This is a genomic window from Rhodospirillaceae bacterium, assembly GCA_040219235.1.
In the GTDB taxonomy this organism is placed as follows: domain Bacteria; phylum Pseudomonadota; class Alphaproteobacteria; order Rhodospirillales; family Rhodospirillaceae; genus WLXB01.
In genome coordinates, this window is sequence record JAVJSV010000011.1 from 1 (window position 1) to 15,802 (window position 15,802).

Below are 15,802 nucleotides of genomic sequence, written 5' to 3' on the forward strand. Positions count from 1 at the left end.
CTCAGGTTCCGGCTCAGGTTCCGGCTCAGGTTCCGGCTCAGGTTCCGGCTCAGGTTCCGGCTCAGGTTCCGGCTCAGGTTCCGGCTCAGGTTCCGGCTCAGGTTCCGGCTCAGGTTCCGGCTCAGGTTCCGAGGATAAAAGTTTTTCGGCGTCGTCAAGCTTTGCAAGCAAGGCTTCTAAGTCTGGTGAAGTGGCAACGACGGTTTGCTTTACATTCAACGCCCGCATGGGGGCGGATGCCAATGTGGTGGTCGCGTAGACCACCCAATCCTTCACCAAATGTTCAAGGTCCGCCCTTTGGAGCAGCATCGTAAATGTGCGGGCCTCATCTACGCTCAAAATCACAGCGCCATCAAAAACGCCTGCTTTTAGGTCATTCACAAGGGCGGGTGGCAGTGTTTCGGAGCGTTTCAAGGTGTAGAGTTTTAAGGGGCGAACTGCAAAGCCCATATTAATGAGCATGCCGGTAATCGCGGTTGTTTCTTTGTCGTGGCAGGCATGGATCAGGGCCCCCTCATCTGGCTTAAGAGTTGCCTCAATGAGTTTGGCGAAGTCCGATGCATCGCCAGCTGAGGCTTTAACTTTTGTAAAACCCTCCGCTTTGGCGGCTTTTGCAACGTCTAATGAGTCAGCAAAAAGCGGAAAAAACCTAACAGCAACCGTGTTTGCAAGTGCCCGAACAGCCTCTGTCGAGGTGACAAGAAAGCCTTGCGCGCCTTCCAGTTTAACTTTGGGCGCTTCAATGCGCTCAGGCATCATCAAAGGAATGACCGTAACCTGATGGCCGCGTGCGGTCAGTGACGATACCAATTCGGCCGTTTCCGGCGCAGGGCTTGTGATCAAGATACGCATGATTTCTTCTCTACCGTATCACGAACCGGTGCGGGCTCCACGCTCTAGAGTCACTATGCAGGGCGGTTTTCGTGTTGTAGAGGCTGACTGCTATCAAAACAAGGAAAGCAATACATGAGGGTGCTCGGCATTGAGACAAGTTGCGACGAAACTGCCGTCGCCATCGTTGAGGGTGATGTCTCAGCCGTAACCTCTGAGGTGGTTGCGTCCGCATGCCTGTCGCATGCTTTGTCCTCTCAGATAGAAGACCATACCCCCTATGGCGGCGTCGTACCGGAAATCGCGGCCCGGTCCCATCTCGACAAGCTTGATGGTTTATTGGGCCGAGCCATGACGGAGTCAGGTCTGGAGTATTCAGATTTGGATGGCGTTGCCGCGACCGGCGGGCCGGGTCTGATCGGTGGCGTTATTGTTGGTGTGATGACCGCGAAAGCGCTGGCATCAGTCCACAAACTCCCCTTTGCCGCAGTAAATCATCTTGAGGGGCATGCTTTAACGGTCAGGTATACAGATCAAGTGGCGTTTCCTTATTTGCTATTGCTCGTTTCTGGTGGGCATTGCCAGATCCTTGAAGTGCAGGGCGTTGGGCAATACCGGCGTCTCGGCACGACCCTTGATGATGCCGCCGGGGAGTGTTTCGATAAGTCTGCAAAGATGCTGGGTTTGGGGTTCCCTGGCGGACCAGCTCTAGAGCGTGCCGCGCAAAACGGAGATCAAAGTCGTTTTCAATTGCCTCGGCCGCTGCATGGGCGTGCCGGCTGTGACTTTTCCTTCTCAGGGCTGAAAACAGCAGTGCGGCACACGATTGAAGGTTTGCCGGCAGGCAGCCTGACGTCACAAGACGCCAATGATATTGCTGCGGCGCTTCAAGTGGCGTGTGTGAACCATATCGCCAATCGTTGTGCCAATGCTTTTGATATGGTCTCGGGGCCACCGCCGACCGCTTTTGTTGCAGCCGGTGGCGTTGCGGCCAATACAGTCTTAAGGACAAAGCTGGCTCAGCTGGCTGAAGAGAAAGGCTTGCCGTTTGTGGTGCCACCTCCAGCCTTGTGCACGGACAACGCTGTTATGATCGCCTGGGCGGGTTTGGAGCGGCTGAGCTTGGGTCTTTCCGATCCGCTTGATTTTAAACCCAGGCCACGGTGGCCGTTGGACCCGGAGGCTTAGGCTTTTGGGTATGAGAGCCGAGACTTAAATTACAACCTGTAAAAGTCTTTATACCACGCGACAAAATTCGCAACGCCGTCTTTTAAGGAAACGGTCGGCGTATACCCAACAGCCTTTTCTAGTTCAGATACATCGCACCACGTCTGTTCGACATCGCCGGGCTGCATGGGCTTGAAATCAATCTTTGCTTTTCGATCCAATGCGGTTTCAAGTGTCGCGATAAAATCCATCAATTTAACTGGCGATCCCTTACCAATGTTAAACAACCGATGCGGGGCAACGCCACTGTTGGCGGGATCAGCAGGCGCATTTACCCAAGCGTGATCAACTTCTGCGGGTTGGCCAAGCACCCGGAGCAAGCCTTCCACAATATCGTCCACATAGGTGAAATCGCGGGCCAGGTTCCCGTCATTGAACACGGGAATAGGCTCTCCTGACAAAATCGCCTTGGTGAATTTGAACAACGCCATATCGGGACGTCCCCACGGCCCATATACCGTGAAAAACCTTAAACCTGTCGCAGGAAAGCGGTACAGATGCGCATAGGCGTGAGCCAGGGACTCATTGGCTTGCTTTGTGGCCGCATATAAAGATATGGGGTGCGCCGTTCCATGATGTTCCGAAAATGGCAGGTCACCATTGGCACCATAAACGGAGCTGGATGAGGCATAAACAAGGTGATCAATTTTGCTGTGGCGGCATCCTTCTAGGATGTTCAGCATCCCAACCAGATTAGCGTCTGCATAATCATAGGGATGATCAATACCATGGCGAACCCCGGCTTGTGCGGCCAGATGAACCACTTTACTCGGTTTAAGATCTGCAAAGAGCCGCTCAACGGCCTGCCGGTCTGAAATGTCGATGCGCAGCCCTTTAAAGTGCTCGGACTTACTCAGTAAATCCCATCGCGCTTCCTTTAAAGCGGGGTCGTAATAAGCGTTAAAATTGTCGAGGCCAACAACGGTCATGCCGTCTGCGAGCAGACGTTGTATTGTATGGAAGCCGATAAAGCCGGCAGCACCTGAAACCAGCACAGTCATGGAAGGTTTTTGGCCGACCTGCCAGAGCATTGCAAGCGCAATGCTTATCTCTGAGGCATAGACAGCTTCTTGTCCGGCGTGGCACACAAGAGAATACAAGACAGAGTTGGAGGTATGTATGCAACGCATTGGGGTTATCGGTGCTGGCGCATGGGGAACGGCACTTGCCGCGATGGCGCGACGGGCAGGCCGCGACGTTGTGCTTTGGGCGCGGGAAGAGGAGGTTGTCACCAGTATCAACACGCGTCATGTGAACGATGTATTTTTGCCTGACGTTGCGCTTGATCCGGCCATCCGAGCAACCTCTGAGTACGCAGAAACCGTGGCAGCCGATCTCGTATTGCTGGTCGCCCCTGCGCAGCATTTACGCTCCGTTTGCAAGGATCTGGCGGCGCACTGGACGCCTGGTGTGCCGGTCGTCATTTGTGCCAAGGGCATCGAGCGCGGATCAAACGCGCTGATGACCCAGGTCATTGCCGAGACCTTGCCTTCTGCGCCGTGTATGGTGCTTTCCGGGCCGACCTTCGCCAAGGAAGTGGCCGCGGGCTTGCCAACGGCGGTCACCCTGGCCTGTAAAGATCCGCAGTTAGGGGAACGCGCTGCAACCGCCATCGGAACTGCGACATTTCGTCCCTATCTCTCGACCGATCTGGTTGGGGCCGCCATTGGCGGCGCCGTCAAAAATGTATTGGCCATTGCCTGTGGTCTGGTTGAAGGCAAGCAACTGGGTGACAACGCGCGTGCGGCCCTGATCACCCGTGGTCTGGTCGAGGTTGTCCGTCTGGCCATATCTTTGGGTGGACAGTCTCAAACCCTTATGGGGTTGTGTGGTTTGGGGGATTTATTGCTTACCGCAACCTCAATGCAGTCGCGCAATTACTCCCTTGGCGCTGCGCTCGGTCAGGGCCGCACTCTGGATGAGGTTCTGGGCGAGCGGCGTGCCGTCACCGAGGGCGTGTATACGGCTGAAGCGGTGGTGTCCCTCGCGCAATCCAAGGGCGTTGATATGCCCATCTGCCGTGCCATGGATCAAATCCTCAATCAAGGTGTTACCGTAGATGCGGCCATCGCTGAGCTGCTTGACCGGCCCATTAAAGAAGAGTTGGACTTTGGCTAGCTCAAAGCGATCTGACCAATCATGCCTGACTGGTCAGTGCCCGTGCATTTGCGCTATGACCTTAGAGTAATTCTCCGGCTGGCCCGGACGTGCGAATAAGGACTCCACTGTGGCGCCTACACCAACCATTTATCCTGTGATTCTGTCTGGTGGTGCTGGATCACGTTTGTGGCCCCTGTCACGCGATCAGTTTCCGAAGCAGTTACAGGCTTTAACCGGTGTTCACACCCTGATCCAGGAAACGGCGCTTCGGTTGGGGCAGAACATCACGCCTTTGGCGTCAAACAACACACCTAAAGTCGAAGCCCCGATTGTTGTGTGCAACGATGCCCATCGTTTTATTGTGGCCGAGCAATTACGCGCGGTTGGGGTCGAGCCAAGGGCGATTATTATCGAGCCAGAAGGCCGCAATACAGCACCCGCAGTTGCTGTTGCCGCACAGGTGGTGGCCGATGACCCAAACGCGCTTTTGCTGGTCATGCCGTCTGATCACCTCATTCGCAATCCCGATGCGTTTCGTGAAGCGGTCGCAACAGCCGTGCCTTTAGGTCAAAACGGGAAGCTGGTCACCTTCGGTATTACACCAACTGAACCTTCAACCGCCTATGGATACATCAAGCAAGGACACCCGCTACAGGGCGGTGCATTCGATGTTGCGGCCTTTGTTGAAAAGCCAGACGCAAGCAGAGCTGAGCGTTTTGTCGCCTCAGGAGATTACTCTTGGAATGGCGGTATCTTTCTGTTTGCGGCAAATACTTTTCTAGCTGAGCTCAACAAATTCGAGCCCGATATTGCCCCCCTCTGTCAGGCGGCCCTCGACAAAGGCTCAAATGACCTGTTTTTCTTCCGCCTTGATCCCGCCTCCTTTGCGACTGTGCCAAGCCAATCCTTGGACTATGGCGTGATGGAGCGCACGGATAAGGCGGTTGTGGTGCCCGTGGATATGGGGTGGTCAGATGTCGGCTCCTGGTCGGCGCTGCATGACCAGAGTGATCAAGATACAGACGGCAACACGTTACTCGGTGATGTTGTCTCCATTGATAGCACAAACACTTATGTTCGATCCGAACGTCAGACCACAGCCGTGGTCGGTTTAGATGGTGTTATTGTCGTTGTGACAGATGATGCCGTTCTGGTTGCTGATCGTCAGCATGATCAAAAAGTAAAAGACGTGGTGGCGCACCTCAAAGCGTCTGGGAATGAAGTTGCAATAGCGCATACCAAAACCTATCGCCCCTGGGGATGGTTTCAGACCGTCGATGAAGGCGCGCGCTTCAAGGTTAAGCGGATTGGGGTCAAGCCAGGTGCCAAGCTGTCGCTGCAAAAACACTGGCATCGGTCAGAGCATTGGGTGGTTGTGAAAGGCGCAGCCCTGGTCACCAATGGTGAAAATCAAACGCTGCTTGGAGAAAATGAATCAACCTATATTCCTGCGGGCACCACGCATCGCTTGGAGAATCCTGGCAAGGTTGATCTTGAAATGATCGAGGTTCAGTCCGGCGAGTATGTCGGCGAAGACGACATCGTACGCATGGAGGATGATTATGGCCGGAACAACTAGGGGCTTTCTCGATATGCCACTAAAGACTTTTGTTTTTCTGTTTGGCCTGTTGCTGATCACTCCGGCGCATAGCGAAGAGGATGCCATGCCTGACTTTGAACCTGCGCAGTCGACGCTGAAACCATTCGCCCCCGGTGATGTGTTTGTCGGCGCCACTGTTTTGAACAATCCGGATGATGATCACGCCGGCCGAGGCCGCATTCTGCAGTTCGATGCAGATCTTAATCTCAAAGGTGTTTTGTGGACCGAGGGCACGACACATCTGATTGGGGGGTTGAATGTTGGCCCAGATCGCACATTGTGGGCTTTTGATACCTTTGCCTGGAAGGTTGTTCGGGTCAGACCGGATGGCACGGCGTTGCCAACTAAAGATTTTGCGAACCGGCCGTTTGGCTCGGTGCAGTTTTTAGAAAATGGCCAATTCGCTCTCATCGAATATCTCAAAGGTGCTGCGCAGCCCGAGAATTTGACCACCCGTTATCCCTATTTGCCTGATGACCCTGAAAATGTTGGCCAGGGTAAAATCTACATTTACGATTCTTCAGAAACACTGGTGCGCACTGTGGAACCAGACGTGCATGGCGGTATGAGTGGCAGTATGGGCGCGACGCATACGGCGCTTGCGCCTGACGGAAAAACGCTTGTTTACACTTCTGAAACGGGTCCGCGGGTGATGCGTGTCGACTTGGAGTCCGGCGCTCAGTTGCCTGATGTGTTGACGCTGCCCGCCGGTGCAGGAGGTGGTCCGCCGCCGATGGTATTCGATGTCAAAAGAATGGGCGACAACATGATTTTACCCCTTGGCACAAAGTTGTCTGTGCTTTCATCATCTGGCGAGACACTTAAAGAAGTGCCGCTTGATGGTTTTGGCTGGGCCTTGGCTGCACCCGGTCATGATCACACTTATGCCTATGCGGCCAATTGGTTCTCCGGCGATGTTGTGAAGGTTTCCCTTGAGACCGGAGAGATGCTTGCCCGTGTTTCCCTCCCGCCCAACACATTATCCGGCCTGATCCAGTATCACGGCTGATCAAAATTTAGTTTGAATAGGAAGATGTTATGTTGATTGCCATTATGTGTCTTGATAAGCCTAACCATCTTGACCTGCGTATGGCCACCCGTCCCGCACATCTTGAGTGGTTAAAAGCCAACTTGCCCGATGGCGTCTATGTTGGCCCGCTACTCAGCGATGATGGTGAGACGTTCAAAGGCAGTTTGTATATTTTGGATTTTGACTCTGTCGCCACCGCGCGGGCATGGATTGCGGACGAGCCCTATTACAAAGCTGATCTTTTCGAATCCGTCACTATGCGTCCCAGTAAAAATATTTTACCGCTCGGCTAAACATCCAAAATGCTTCCCGATCCAGATGAGTTGGCTGGCCAGGTGCTGTGTCAGGTCAGCGACCTTGCCGCCACCAATGCAAAAGATGTCACCCTGAAAAATGGCGACGAGCAGTACGCCATTATGGTGGTGCAATGGGACGGAGTCGTGCGCGCGTTTGTGAACTCCTGTCCTCATGCTCGTGTGCCTTTGAATTTATTTGGCGATACTTTTTTTGATCGCACGGGCAAGTATCTTCTGTGCACCACACATGGCGCACATTTCAGGCCGACAGATGGGTATTGCACGCGCGGGCCGTGTCGCGGCAAGAGCCTGAGGCCCTTTCCTGTTGCCGTAGAAGACGGTGCTGTCGTTGTTGTCCCTGATGATTAAGCGGGATCATACATGTTTGACGCTGTGATGTAGTGACTCAGGCGAAAGCAGTCCTTTAGTATTCTCTCTCACTAATTACAAAAACGCCGGAGACCTCCATGACAGACCCTACCGTTATTCCTGTACCTGAAGCGTGGACGAAATCGTCTTTGGTCACGGCAGACCGCTACACCGAGATGTACACTCAATCCGTTGAAGACCCCGAGGGCTTCTGGCGCGAGCACGGAAAAATCATCGATTGGATTACGCCGTACAGAACCGTGAAGTCGACAAAATATGGCAAGGATGATGTTTCGATCAGGTGGTTTGAAGATGGCACCCTCAACGCCAGCTACAATTGCCTGGATCGCCACCTCGACAAACTCGGCAATCAGACGGCGATCATCTGGGAAGGCGATGACCCGACTGAACACAAACATGTGACCTATCGCCAACTGTACGAACAAGTCTGCAAACTTGGCAACGCCTTGCGCATGCTCGGTGTTAAAAAAGGCGATCGCGTTTGCATTTACATGCCCATGATCGTCGAGGCTACGGTTGCCATGCTGGCGTGTGCGCGCATCGGCGCGGTTCATTCGGTTGTGTTTGGTGGCTTTGCCCCTCAGTCCTTGGCTGGGCGTATCAATGATTGCGGAGCCTCCGTCGTAATCACCGCCGATGAGGGCGTGCGCGGTGGAAAAAAAGTCCCTCTTAAAGCGAATGTTGATGCGGCGCTTAAGTCCTGCGACACGGTCGAACATGTGATCGTGGTTGAACGCACGAGCGTTGGCGTGCCTATGCATAAAACCCGCGACAGTTGGTATCACATTCTTACTGAAGATCAGGGCAGCTGGTGTGAACCTGAGGAGATGAAGGCAGAGGATCCACTGTTTATTCTCTATACCTCGGGCTCTACCGGCAAACCGAAGGGTGTGTTGCACACCACCGGCGGCTACATGGTATATGCCGCGATGACCCATAAGTACGTCTTCGATTATGACGGACGGCAGGTCTATTGGTGCACCGCCGATGTTGGTTGGATCACCGGCCACACCTATATCGTCTATGGCCCGCTGGCCAATGGCGCCATTACTATGGTGTTCGAGGGTGTGCCAAATTATCCCAACGCAGGGCGTTTCTGGGATGTTGTTGATAAGCACGGCGTCAATACGTTCTATACGGCACCCACAGCGTTGCGCGCGCTTATGCGTGAAGGTGATGCCCCGGTTAAACAAGCCTCTCGCACGACGCTCCGTTTGCTTGGTTCGGTGGGGGAGCCCATCAACCCCGAGGCGTGGCTATGGTATCACCGTGTTGTTGGCGATGGTCGGTGTCCTATTGTGGACACGTGGTGGCAGACTGAAACCGGCGGCATTCTGATCTCGCCATTGCCCGGTGCCATGGCTTTGAAACCCGGCTCGGCGGGCCGCCCGTTCTTTGGTGTTCAGCCCTGTCTGGTGGATGCTGACGGTGTTGAAATTGAAGGTCCAGGCGAGGGCTATCTTTGTCTTAAAGACTCCTGGCCCGGTCAAATGCGCACCGTTTATGGCGACCATCAGAGGTTTATTGACACGTATTTCAGCCAATATCCCGGCATGTATTTTACCGGTGACGGCTGCAAGCGGGATGCGGATGGCTATTATTGGATCACGGGTCGTGTCGATGACGTTCTCAATGTGTCTGGTCATCGCATGGGCACGGCTGAAATTGAAAGCGCGCTGGTTGCGCATAAAGCTGTGGCGGAAGCGGCCGTGGTTGGTTTCCCCCATGATTTAAAAGGCCAAGGGATCTATGCGTACGTCACGTTGATGGAAGGCGTTGAACCGTCAGCAGACCTCCATGACGAACTTATCCAATGGGTACGCAATGATATCGGTGCGATTGCGAAACCGGATTATTTACAATGGGCGCCGGGCCTGCCCAAAACCCGTTCCGGTAAAATCATGCGGCGCATCTTGCGCAAAATCGCTGAGAATGAAGTGGATGCATTGGGCGACATCTCAACGCTGGCTGATCCCGGCGTGGTTGATGACCTGGTTGCCAACCGGGCCGGGGCTTAAATTCACGCTAACGCGAGCTTGGCCTCAATTTTCTCAATCTCGGCATCAACAATGGCGACATAACGCTCCATGTTCAGCTCGGTGAACACTTCTCCGGCTTGCTGAAAAGCGTCTGCAGCTTTGGCGAGAATGGCCATATTGCCTTGGGCTTCGCCTTTTTCCTTAAGCGCCGCACCAAGATTGGCCAGGGTGGTTGCCCATACCAAGGGGGCCTTGGTCCGAGTCCACACGCTGGCGATAGACAGGAACACCTGAATGGCTTTATCAAATAGGTCAGGCGCTTTACTTAATTTGCCCATGGTCAGAAGGAGGCCGCCGAGAGAATTTTGAATATCCGCCCAGCGCACCGGATGTTCCGTCAAGGTCCAGACCCGGGTCGCATCTGTCATGGCCTCGGAGGCTTGTTGCAACAGACTGATGTCTTCGTCGGCCAAAGCAAGACCATGCAGGGCCAAGCCCAGTCTCACGTTCAGGGCCGCCCACGTATCTGGAAACTCGGACCGGTCCACCATACTCACCGCTGTCCGGTAATAATCCACGGTTTTGGTTGGCAGCTTGGTGCCTGGTTTCAAATCACCAATGACAGCCATGGCGTCGGCAATCCGTGCGCCAATAATGGCCTCTTCATGGGGCGGAAAGGCATCTTTGCCCATGATCAAAGTTGCCCGGCTTAGTGAAACTGCTTTCTCAAGTGTTTTAATGTCACCAGTTGCGGCCCCCTGTAGCAACAAAATGGCACCATAGGCGCTGAGCGCGGTCGCCCCTTCGGCAACGGTGCCAGAGCGGTCACCATCTGCCAGATTGCGTACCGCTGGCATCAGTGGCTCTAGCAGCGCCCGTCGAGCTTGATATTGCGCGCCCGTTTCCAGGTCAGCGATGGCCAGGGCGCAGGCGAAAACAAGATCGCTGTAACTGTCAGGAAACAAGGCTGGCACCTCCAGCCTATCAATAGAGGTCCATGTGGAGGCCCCTGGCTGCACGGCGACGGATTTGCTCATAAACCTGAGCCGCCAGCCGCCAGTTTTAGTTGTATCGCCCCAGATCAGCAGATCGGCGTTGTGGCGTTTAAGCCAGGCTGCGCCAAGCTCGCCCGCCATGGAGAGAGAAGATGGTAAAAATGTATCTGCCTTTGATGATGTCAGCGCGCGGTCAAGAACCTGAACCTTAAGGCCCAGCCGTCCCGACAGTCGCGTCGCAATATGCTGGGCAGATTGACCCGTTGCGTCCCCGGCCATAGGGCAGATCAAAAGCGTTAATGGTTCGACCGCGTAGAACACTTCCTCAGGATCATAAAGCTCCAAAGTTGAGTCAGCGTCTGTTGGCTGGCCTTTCAGGCGGTCAATAAAGGCCGTTAAGATCATGGTTTAACTTCACTGCCTAAGTCTCTGATGTTTGTTTTTACGCAGACATCTGTGGATAACAGGAATCGTGTTTATATCTCATATCATTAGCGGCATCTGCTTAATGAAGACTTTAAATTAACTTGCGGAGCGCCACAGGCTGCTAAAAATCTGAACAGCGTCCTTTTTGCTCCCAATCGCCAAAACGTGTTGGTTCTGGACCCTTCGGGCCGCCGATCTCTGAGGTTCTATCAGCGCCAGATTTAGGGTCTTGTTCTGCTTTCACCTGTGCCTTGCCTGTGACCTTATCTTTGGCAGGTAGTTTCGCATTTGGTGTTTCTGAAGGTGAATTCGACATCATGTTCCCTTGCGTTTCTAGCTTCAGCACATAAATCAGGTTACGTCGTCTCACACATATGGTGTGGGCCATCAACAGGCAAGGAATTGTCCATGAATACCTTTCGGGTCGGTTTGCTGCTGGCGGCTATGACGGGTTTGTTCCTCGCTGTCGGATTCCTCTTGGGCGGGGAAGCCGGCATGTTGATTGCGTTCTGCGTGGCATTGGGCATGAACGCTTTTGCCTATTGGAATTCTGACAAAGTGGTGTTGCGCATGTACGGCGCGCGCCAGGTTGATCGGGCCGCTGCACCGGAATTTTATGGTTTGGTTGAGCAGTTGGCCAATAAGGCTCATTTGCCCATGCCCAAGGTCTTTATTATGGAGACCGATCAGCCCAATGCGTTTGCTACAGGGCGTAATCCTGAAAATGCGGCCGTTGCGGCAACAACCGGCCTGATGCGCATTCTCAGTCGTGAGGAGTTGGCTGGCGTCATGGCGCATGAGCTTGCGCATATCAAAAACCGCGACACCTTGGTTATGACAGTGACAGCAACCTTGGCGGGGGCGATTGGTATGTTGGCGAATTTTGCCATGTTTTTTGGCGGTCGTCGCGACAGTCGTTTGGGCATCATCGGCGTGTTAGCGGTCGCCATTTTGGCACCGTTAACAGCAACGCTGGTTCAGATGGCGATTTCAAGAACCCGCGAATACGGTGCCGATCGTGGCGGTGCTGAAATTTGCGGCAATCCCGGTTGGTTGGCGTCTGCGCTGGCGAAACTGGAGCAAGGTTCGCGTCAGATCGACAACAATGTGGCGGAAGCCAATCCGGCCACAGCCCACCTGTTTATCGTTAATCCGTTGCACGCCCACGCCGCTGACAGTCTGTTCTCAACCCATCCAAAAACCGCTAATCGGATTGCCAAGCTGGAATCGTTGGGCGGGGCTCGCACTCCACCGTCAGCAAGTTCCTCAAGCTCCTCAAGCCGGGGGTCGGTGCCGCGCAGTGGGTCTGGTCCAGCAAGAACGGGCCGTGGACGCTGGGCTTAAGCCCAGTGGGCCAAGGGGGCTTAAACCCGCTTTTCAATCGAGCGGCTTAGGGCGCTTTTGGTCCGAAGAGGAACCAGAGGATCAGGCCCAAAATCGGAAGCAGCAGGATCAGCACAATCCATAAAACTTTAGAACCCGTCGAAGCCGTGCTTTGGACGGTTTTGACAACTGCGTAAACGTCTGCGATCAGAATAAGAAGGCCAAAAAGGCCGCCGGTTTCAACGCCCATAGGGACTTACTCCATATTAGATAATCGTCACGTTAGATAATCGTCACGATCGCTAGTTTAGTGGCTTGTAAGAGAAAGTCACTCCGCCGCCGCGTGTGTTTTTTCTTCAAGCGGCAGAAGCGATTGCCCCAGCATCCTGCCAAAGGTCAACGCTGGCGTGACCAGCATGCCACCACAGAACGAGCTTCCCATCATCGCGCCTTGTCCGATTGACTCGCCGGCCGCGTAAAGTCCGGCTATGGGGGTGCCATTTTCCCGAATCACGCGCAACTGAGTGTCGACTTTCAGTCCCACGGTGCTTGAGACGGACATGGCTTGTGATCTGATCGCGTAAAAAGGGGCCTGGTTAACGGGCCGCGGCATGTTTTGACGGCCAAATGCATCTTTTCCGGACGCTTGTCCAATGTTGAAGGCGTCCACGGTTGCTTTCAGAGCATCTTCCGGCAGCCCTGCTTTTTCAGCCAGCGCGGCAATGCTGTCCGCGACATAAAACATCGGCTCTCCCGCCTCCGCAGCGCATCTGATGTCAGCGGCGGTCACATCCGGAAACAACGGTGGAGCCTCCTCCAAAGTCTTTGCGTCAAATACGATCCAGTGGCGAAGATGCGGTTGCTGCTGAATCGTGTGTTCGCGCACATCGACACTTGGTTCATCCTCTCTCATAAAGCGCTGGCCATGGGCATTCACATATATCTCCCATGGCATCCGCCGTTCTGGCCAATGGACCTGACGCCAACGGACCTTGCTGGGTACGTCATAGGTTTGCATCACCACGCCAAAACTCGTCAGATAGTTCTTGTGGCCCCAAGCGGTTCCCCCAGCGCTCAGGCCCAGGTTAAGTCCGTCCCCGACACAATAAGGGTAAGAATGGTCGCCGTAGGCGGGGTGTCCGCTTAGGTCTTTGTACATTTGCCCGTTGGCGACATAGCCACCGGCGGCTATGAGCACCGCCCCGGCTGTATATGTCACGCTGTCTTGACCTTGAGTCTGGGCAACCACCCCGGAGACGGCGCCGTTGTCAGACCACACAAGCTCTGACACGCGCGTATTTAATTTAAGAGTGACCCGTCCGCTGGCCACTGCCGCTTCAAATGGGGGTTTGAGAGCGGCCAAAATTGATTTCCCTAAAGCCTCACCCCAGACATAACGATGCACGCTATAGGGTTCGTGGGCTTGGCCTTTAACGGGGTGCGCGGGCAAAGGTTTGAAGCTGATGGACTCGAGCCAATCCAATGTCGCCGCCGCATTTTCAACCGCAAGTCCGGCAATATCCCGGTCGGCGGTATTTTTTGAAATACGCATGATGTCGTCGATATGCTGCTTCGGGCTGTCCTTAATGCCTTTTTCTTTTTGCAGCCGTGTGCCTGCAGCACTCATCTGGCCGGAACTGAGATGAAGCGTGCCACCAATCTCGGGGGCGGCATCCAGCACCAGTATTCTGTCGCTGCGCTCGGCGGCAAAAATCGCAGCCGGTAAACCCGCAGTGCCGGCGCCAATGATAATCACGTCCCAGTCTTGGCTCATACCTGATCTCTCCTTCATGTATAGTGTCGCATCATACGCGGTGTGGCCGTGCCGTCACGGTTGCCGCGCGCGATGGTCCCTGACCGAACGATGGTGGCGGGCTTGTCTTTGCCCTTGACCTGGATGTTGAAGCCATCGACCGTCCATCTATGATTTTACAAAATGTCCCCGTGCGGCGTCAGTATGTTGATGGCCGTTTTGGCCAGATTCATGTTCGTCTTGCTGGTCCAGCGGAACAAAACTGGGCCGCTCCGGTTTCGGATCAAGCGCCTCTTCCACTCGTGTGTTTGCATATGAGTCCCAACTCAAGCCGGATCTATCAAACCTTTCTTGGCCAAATGGGCAGGGACCGGTTGACCGTGGCGCCAGACACGCCTGGGTTTGGCGAATCAGACCCGCCCGCTGAACAGCCTGCAATCGCGGATTATGCGGCGGCCATGTTAGACGTTATGGATGCCTTAGGTTTGGCACAGGTCGATGTCATGGGATATCACACCGGCTCTGAAACCTGTGTCGAGCTTGCCCACCAGGCTCCGGATCGTATTCACAGGCTGGTGCTTACCTCGGCCCCGATTTTCAATGAAGCTGAATTGGATGGTTTTCGCACCCATTATGGCAAACCTGAACTGACCGAAGACGGCAGCCATGTGGCTGAGAAGTGGCGGGCTTATTTGCGTTGGGCGGGTCCCGGTTGGACCCTGCAGCATGTGGCCGAACAGTTTGCCGATGCGCTGCGCCGTCCGGATATCGCATGGTGGGGCCATAACGCAGCCTTTGATTATCCCATGAAGGAAAAACTGCAACAGGTGCAGCAACCGGTTTTGGTCTTGAACCCGAACGATGATTTGGTTGAACACACACGGCGTGCGCACGGCATTCTAAAGAATGGCCGTATTCAGGAATTGCCCGATTGGGGACACGGCTTTTTAGATATTCACACGACTGAAACCTGCGCTCTTGTGCGCCAGTTTTTGGATGGTGAGATTAGTTTATGACGAGCATCCCTACCGCTGTTCCTGTGCGCAAGGGATATGTCGATGGCCGGTTTGGTCAAATTCATTATCGTATGGCGCAGCCTGATGCTGATTCAGCCTCTCCCTTAGGGGCACGCCCGCTCGTGTGCTTTCACATGAGCCCCTACGCAAGCATCATTTATGAGACGTTTCTAGCTGAGATGGGTCGCGATCGTATCGCTATCGCCATGGACACGCCTGGGTTTGGTGACTCTGATCCATCATCAGCACCGCCAACCATTTCTGAGTACGCAGGAGCGGCCACTGATCTTATGGACGCGCTCGGCCTCACCAGCGTTGATCTTATGGGCTATCACACCGGCTCTAAAATCGCTCTGGAAACAACTTTGCAAAACCCCGATCGGGTTCATCGCTTGGTTATGGTCTCAGCTCCGTTGTGGACGCCTGAGGAATTGGCGCAAATCAAAGCCCAACATGGGCCTGAACAATTGACTAAAGATGGGGCGCACGCTCAAGCATCATGGCAATCGGCTGTGCGATGGAGCATGCCAGGCCGCTCTTTGGACGACATTGGCAAGGTGTTTTGGGCGAAACTGTTGAACCCAGCTATCTCCTGGTGGGGGCACAACGCGGCTTTTGCCTATGACAGCGCGGCAGCGCTTCCGAAAATTGAACAGCCCATCCTCATTCTTAATCCGGAAGACGATGTCTGGGAGATGACCCCACGCGCCAAAAGCTTGCTCAAACACTCTGAAAGCCGCATTCACGATTTGCCTGGCTGGAGCCACGGATTCCTTGATCTGAAGACCCAAGAAACCGCCGCTATAGTTCGGGGCTTTCTGGATCGTGCCTAACAG

Annotated in this window: 16 protein-coding genes; 10 read left to right on the top strand and 6 right to left on the bottom strand. The window is 54.4% G+C overall.

The genetic code is table 11. The annotated features are described in order from the left end of the window. On the bottom strand, positions 1–852 hold an 852-nt coding region (locus tag RIC29_04010), incomplete at its 3' end, for a uroporphyrinogen-III synthase (GenBank protein MEQ8734064.1). A gap of 114 nt (positions 853–966) precedes the next feature. Between RIC29_04010 and tsaD the strand changes: the two genes are divergently transcribed. After that, positions 967–2,019: a tRNA (adenosine(37)-N6)-threonylcarbamoyltransferase complex transferase subunit TsaD gene (gene tsaD, locus RIC29_04015; GenBank protein MEQ8734065.1), complete on the top strand. Its 1,053-nt coding sequence runs from the start codon at positions 967–969 to the stop codon at positions 2,017–2,019. A 29-nt stretch (positions 2,020–2,048) separates the two neighbouring features. Here tsaD and RIC29_04020 read toward each other — a convergent pair whose 3' ends face one another. Then, positions 2,049–3,059 carry an NAD-dependent epimerase/dehydratase family protein gene (locus RIC29_04020; GenBank protein MEQ8734066.1) on the bottom strand — a complete coding sequence of 337 codons (1,011 nt, stop codon included), beginning with the start codon at positions 3,057–3,059 and terminating at the stop codon, positions 2,049–2,051. 118 nt (positions 3,060–3,177) lie between these two features. Here RIC29_04020 and RIC29_04025 point away from each other — a divergent pair, with 118 nt between their 5' ends. The 6 genes from RIC29_04025 to acs all read left to right on the top strand — a co-directional run bounded on the left by RIC29_04025 (position 3,178) and on the right by acs (position 9,492). Beyond that, positions 3,178–4,176: an NAD(P)H-dependent glycerol-3-phosphate dehydrogenase gene (locus RIC29_04025; protein MEQ8734067.1), complete on the top strand. Its 999-nt coding sequence runs from the start codon at positions 3,178–3,180 to the stop codon at positions 4,174–4,176. Between the two features lie 109 nt (positions 4,177–4,285). Then, positions 4,286–5,737: a mannose-1-phosphate guanylyltransferase/mannose-6-phosphate isomerase gene (locus RIC29_04030; GenBank protein ID MEQ8734068.1), complete on the top strand. Its 1,452-nt coding sequence runs from the start codon at positions 4,286–4,288 to the stop codon at positions 5,735–5,737. Beyond that, positions 5,721–6,767 (top strand): hypothetical protein, encoded by a 1,047-nt coding sequence (locus tag RIC29_04035; protein ID MEQ8734069.1) that lies wholly within the window; start codon positions 5,721–5,723, stop codon positions 6,765–6,767. Before RIC29_04030 ends, RIC29_04035 begins: the two co-directional genes overlap by 17 nt. 29 nt (positions 6,768–6,796) lie before the next feature. Next, the gene (locus RIC29_04040) at positions 6,797–7,081 is read left to right on the top strand and encodes a YciI family protein (protein ID MEQ8734070.1); all 285 of its coding nucleotides are present in this window, start codon (positions 6,797–6,799) and stop codon (positions 7,079–7,081) included. Between the two features lie 9 nt (positions 7,082–7,090). Further along, entirely contained in the window at positions 7,091–7,453 is a 363-nt protein-coding gene (locus RIC29_04045) for a Rieske (2Fe-2S) protein (GenBank protein ID MEQ8734071.1), read from the top strand. A 98-nt stretch (positions 7,454–7,551) separates the two neighbouring features. After that, positions 7,552–9,492 (top strand): acetate--CoA ligase, encoded by a 1,941-nt coding sequence (gene acs / locus RIC29_04050; GenBank protein MEQ8734072.1) that lies wholly within the window; start codon positions 7,552–7,554, stop codon positions 9,490–9,492. Between the two features lie 2 nt (positions 9,493–9,494). Here the strand turns inward: acs and RIC29_04055 are convergent, their stop codons facing one another. Together RIC29_04055 and RIC29_04060 are read right to left on the bottom strand one after the other, a co-directional pair. After that, positions 9,495–10,853, bottom strand: a complete 1,359-nt coding sequence (locus RIC29_04055; protein MEQ8734073.1) for a hypothetical protein — start codon at positions 10,851–10,853, stop codon at positions 9,495–9,497. Between the two features lie 142 nt (positions 10,854–10,995). Beyond that, positions 10,996–11,190, bottom strand: a complete 195-nt coding sequence (locus tag RIC29_04060) for a DUF1674 domain-containing protein (protein ID MEQ8734074.1) — start codon at positions 11,188–11,190, stop codon at positions 10,996–10,998. A 92-nt stretch (positions 11,191–11,282) separates the two neighbouring features. Between RIC29_04060 and htpX the strand changes: the two genes are divergently transcribed. Continuing rightward, positions 11,283–12,218, top strand: coding sequence for a zinc metalloprotease HtpX (gene htpX / locus RIC29_04065; GenBank protein ID MEQ8734075.1), 936 nt, complete (start codon positions 11,283–11,285; stop codon positions 12,216–12,218). A gap of 46 nt (positions 12,219–12,264) precedes the next feature. Here the strand turns inward: htpX and RIC29_04070 are convergent, their stop codons facing one another. Both RIC29_04070 and RIC29_04075 read right to left on the bottom strand, forming a co-directional pair. Further along, on the bottom strand, positions 12,265–12,447 hold the full coding sequence (locus tag RIC29_04070) for a PLDc N-terminal domain-containing protein (protein MEQ8734076.1): 183 nt from the start codon (positions 12,445–12,447) through the stop codon (positions 12,265–12,267). 78 nt (positions 12,448–12,525) lie between these two features. Next, a complete protein-coding gene (locus tag RIC29_04075; GenBank protein MEQ8734077.1) occupies positions 12,526–13,971 on the bottom strand; it encodes an FAD-dependent oxidoreductase in 1,446 nt (481 codons plus the stop codon). Positions 13,972–14,120: 149 nt separating this feature from the next. Between RIC29_04075 and RIC29_04080 the strand changes: the two genes are divergently transcribed. Both RIC29_04080 and RIC29_04085 read left to right on the top strand, forming a co-directional pair. Beyond that, a complete protein-coding gene (locus RIC29_04080) occupies positions 14,121–14,966 on the top strand; it encodes an alpha/beta fold hydrolase (protein ID MEQ8734078.1) in 846 nt (281 codons plus the stop codon). Beyond that, positions 14,963–15,799, top strand: coding sequence for an alpha/beta hydrolase (locus tag RIC29_04085; protein ID MEQ8734079.1), 837 nt, complete (start codon positions 14,963–14,965; stop codon positions 15,797–15,799). The genes RIC29_04080 and RIC29_04085 overlap by 4 nt, the downstream gene beginning before the upstream one ends. Positions 15,800–15,802 lie beyond the last annotated feature (3 nt).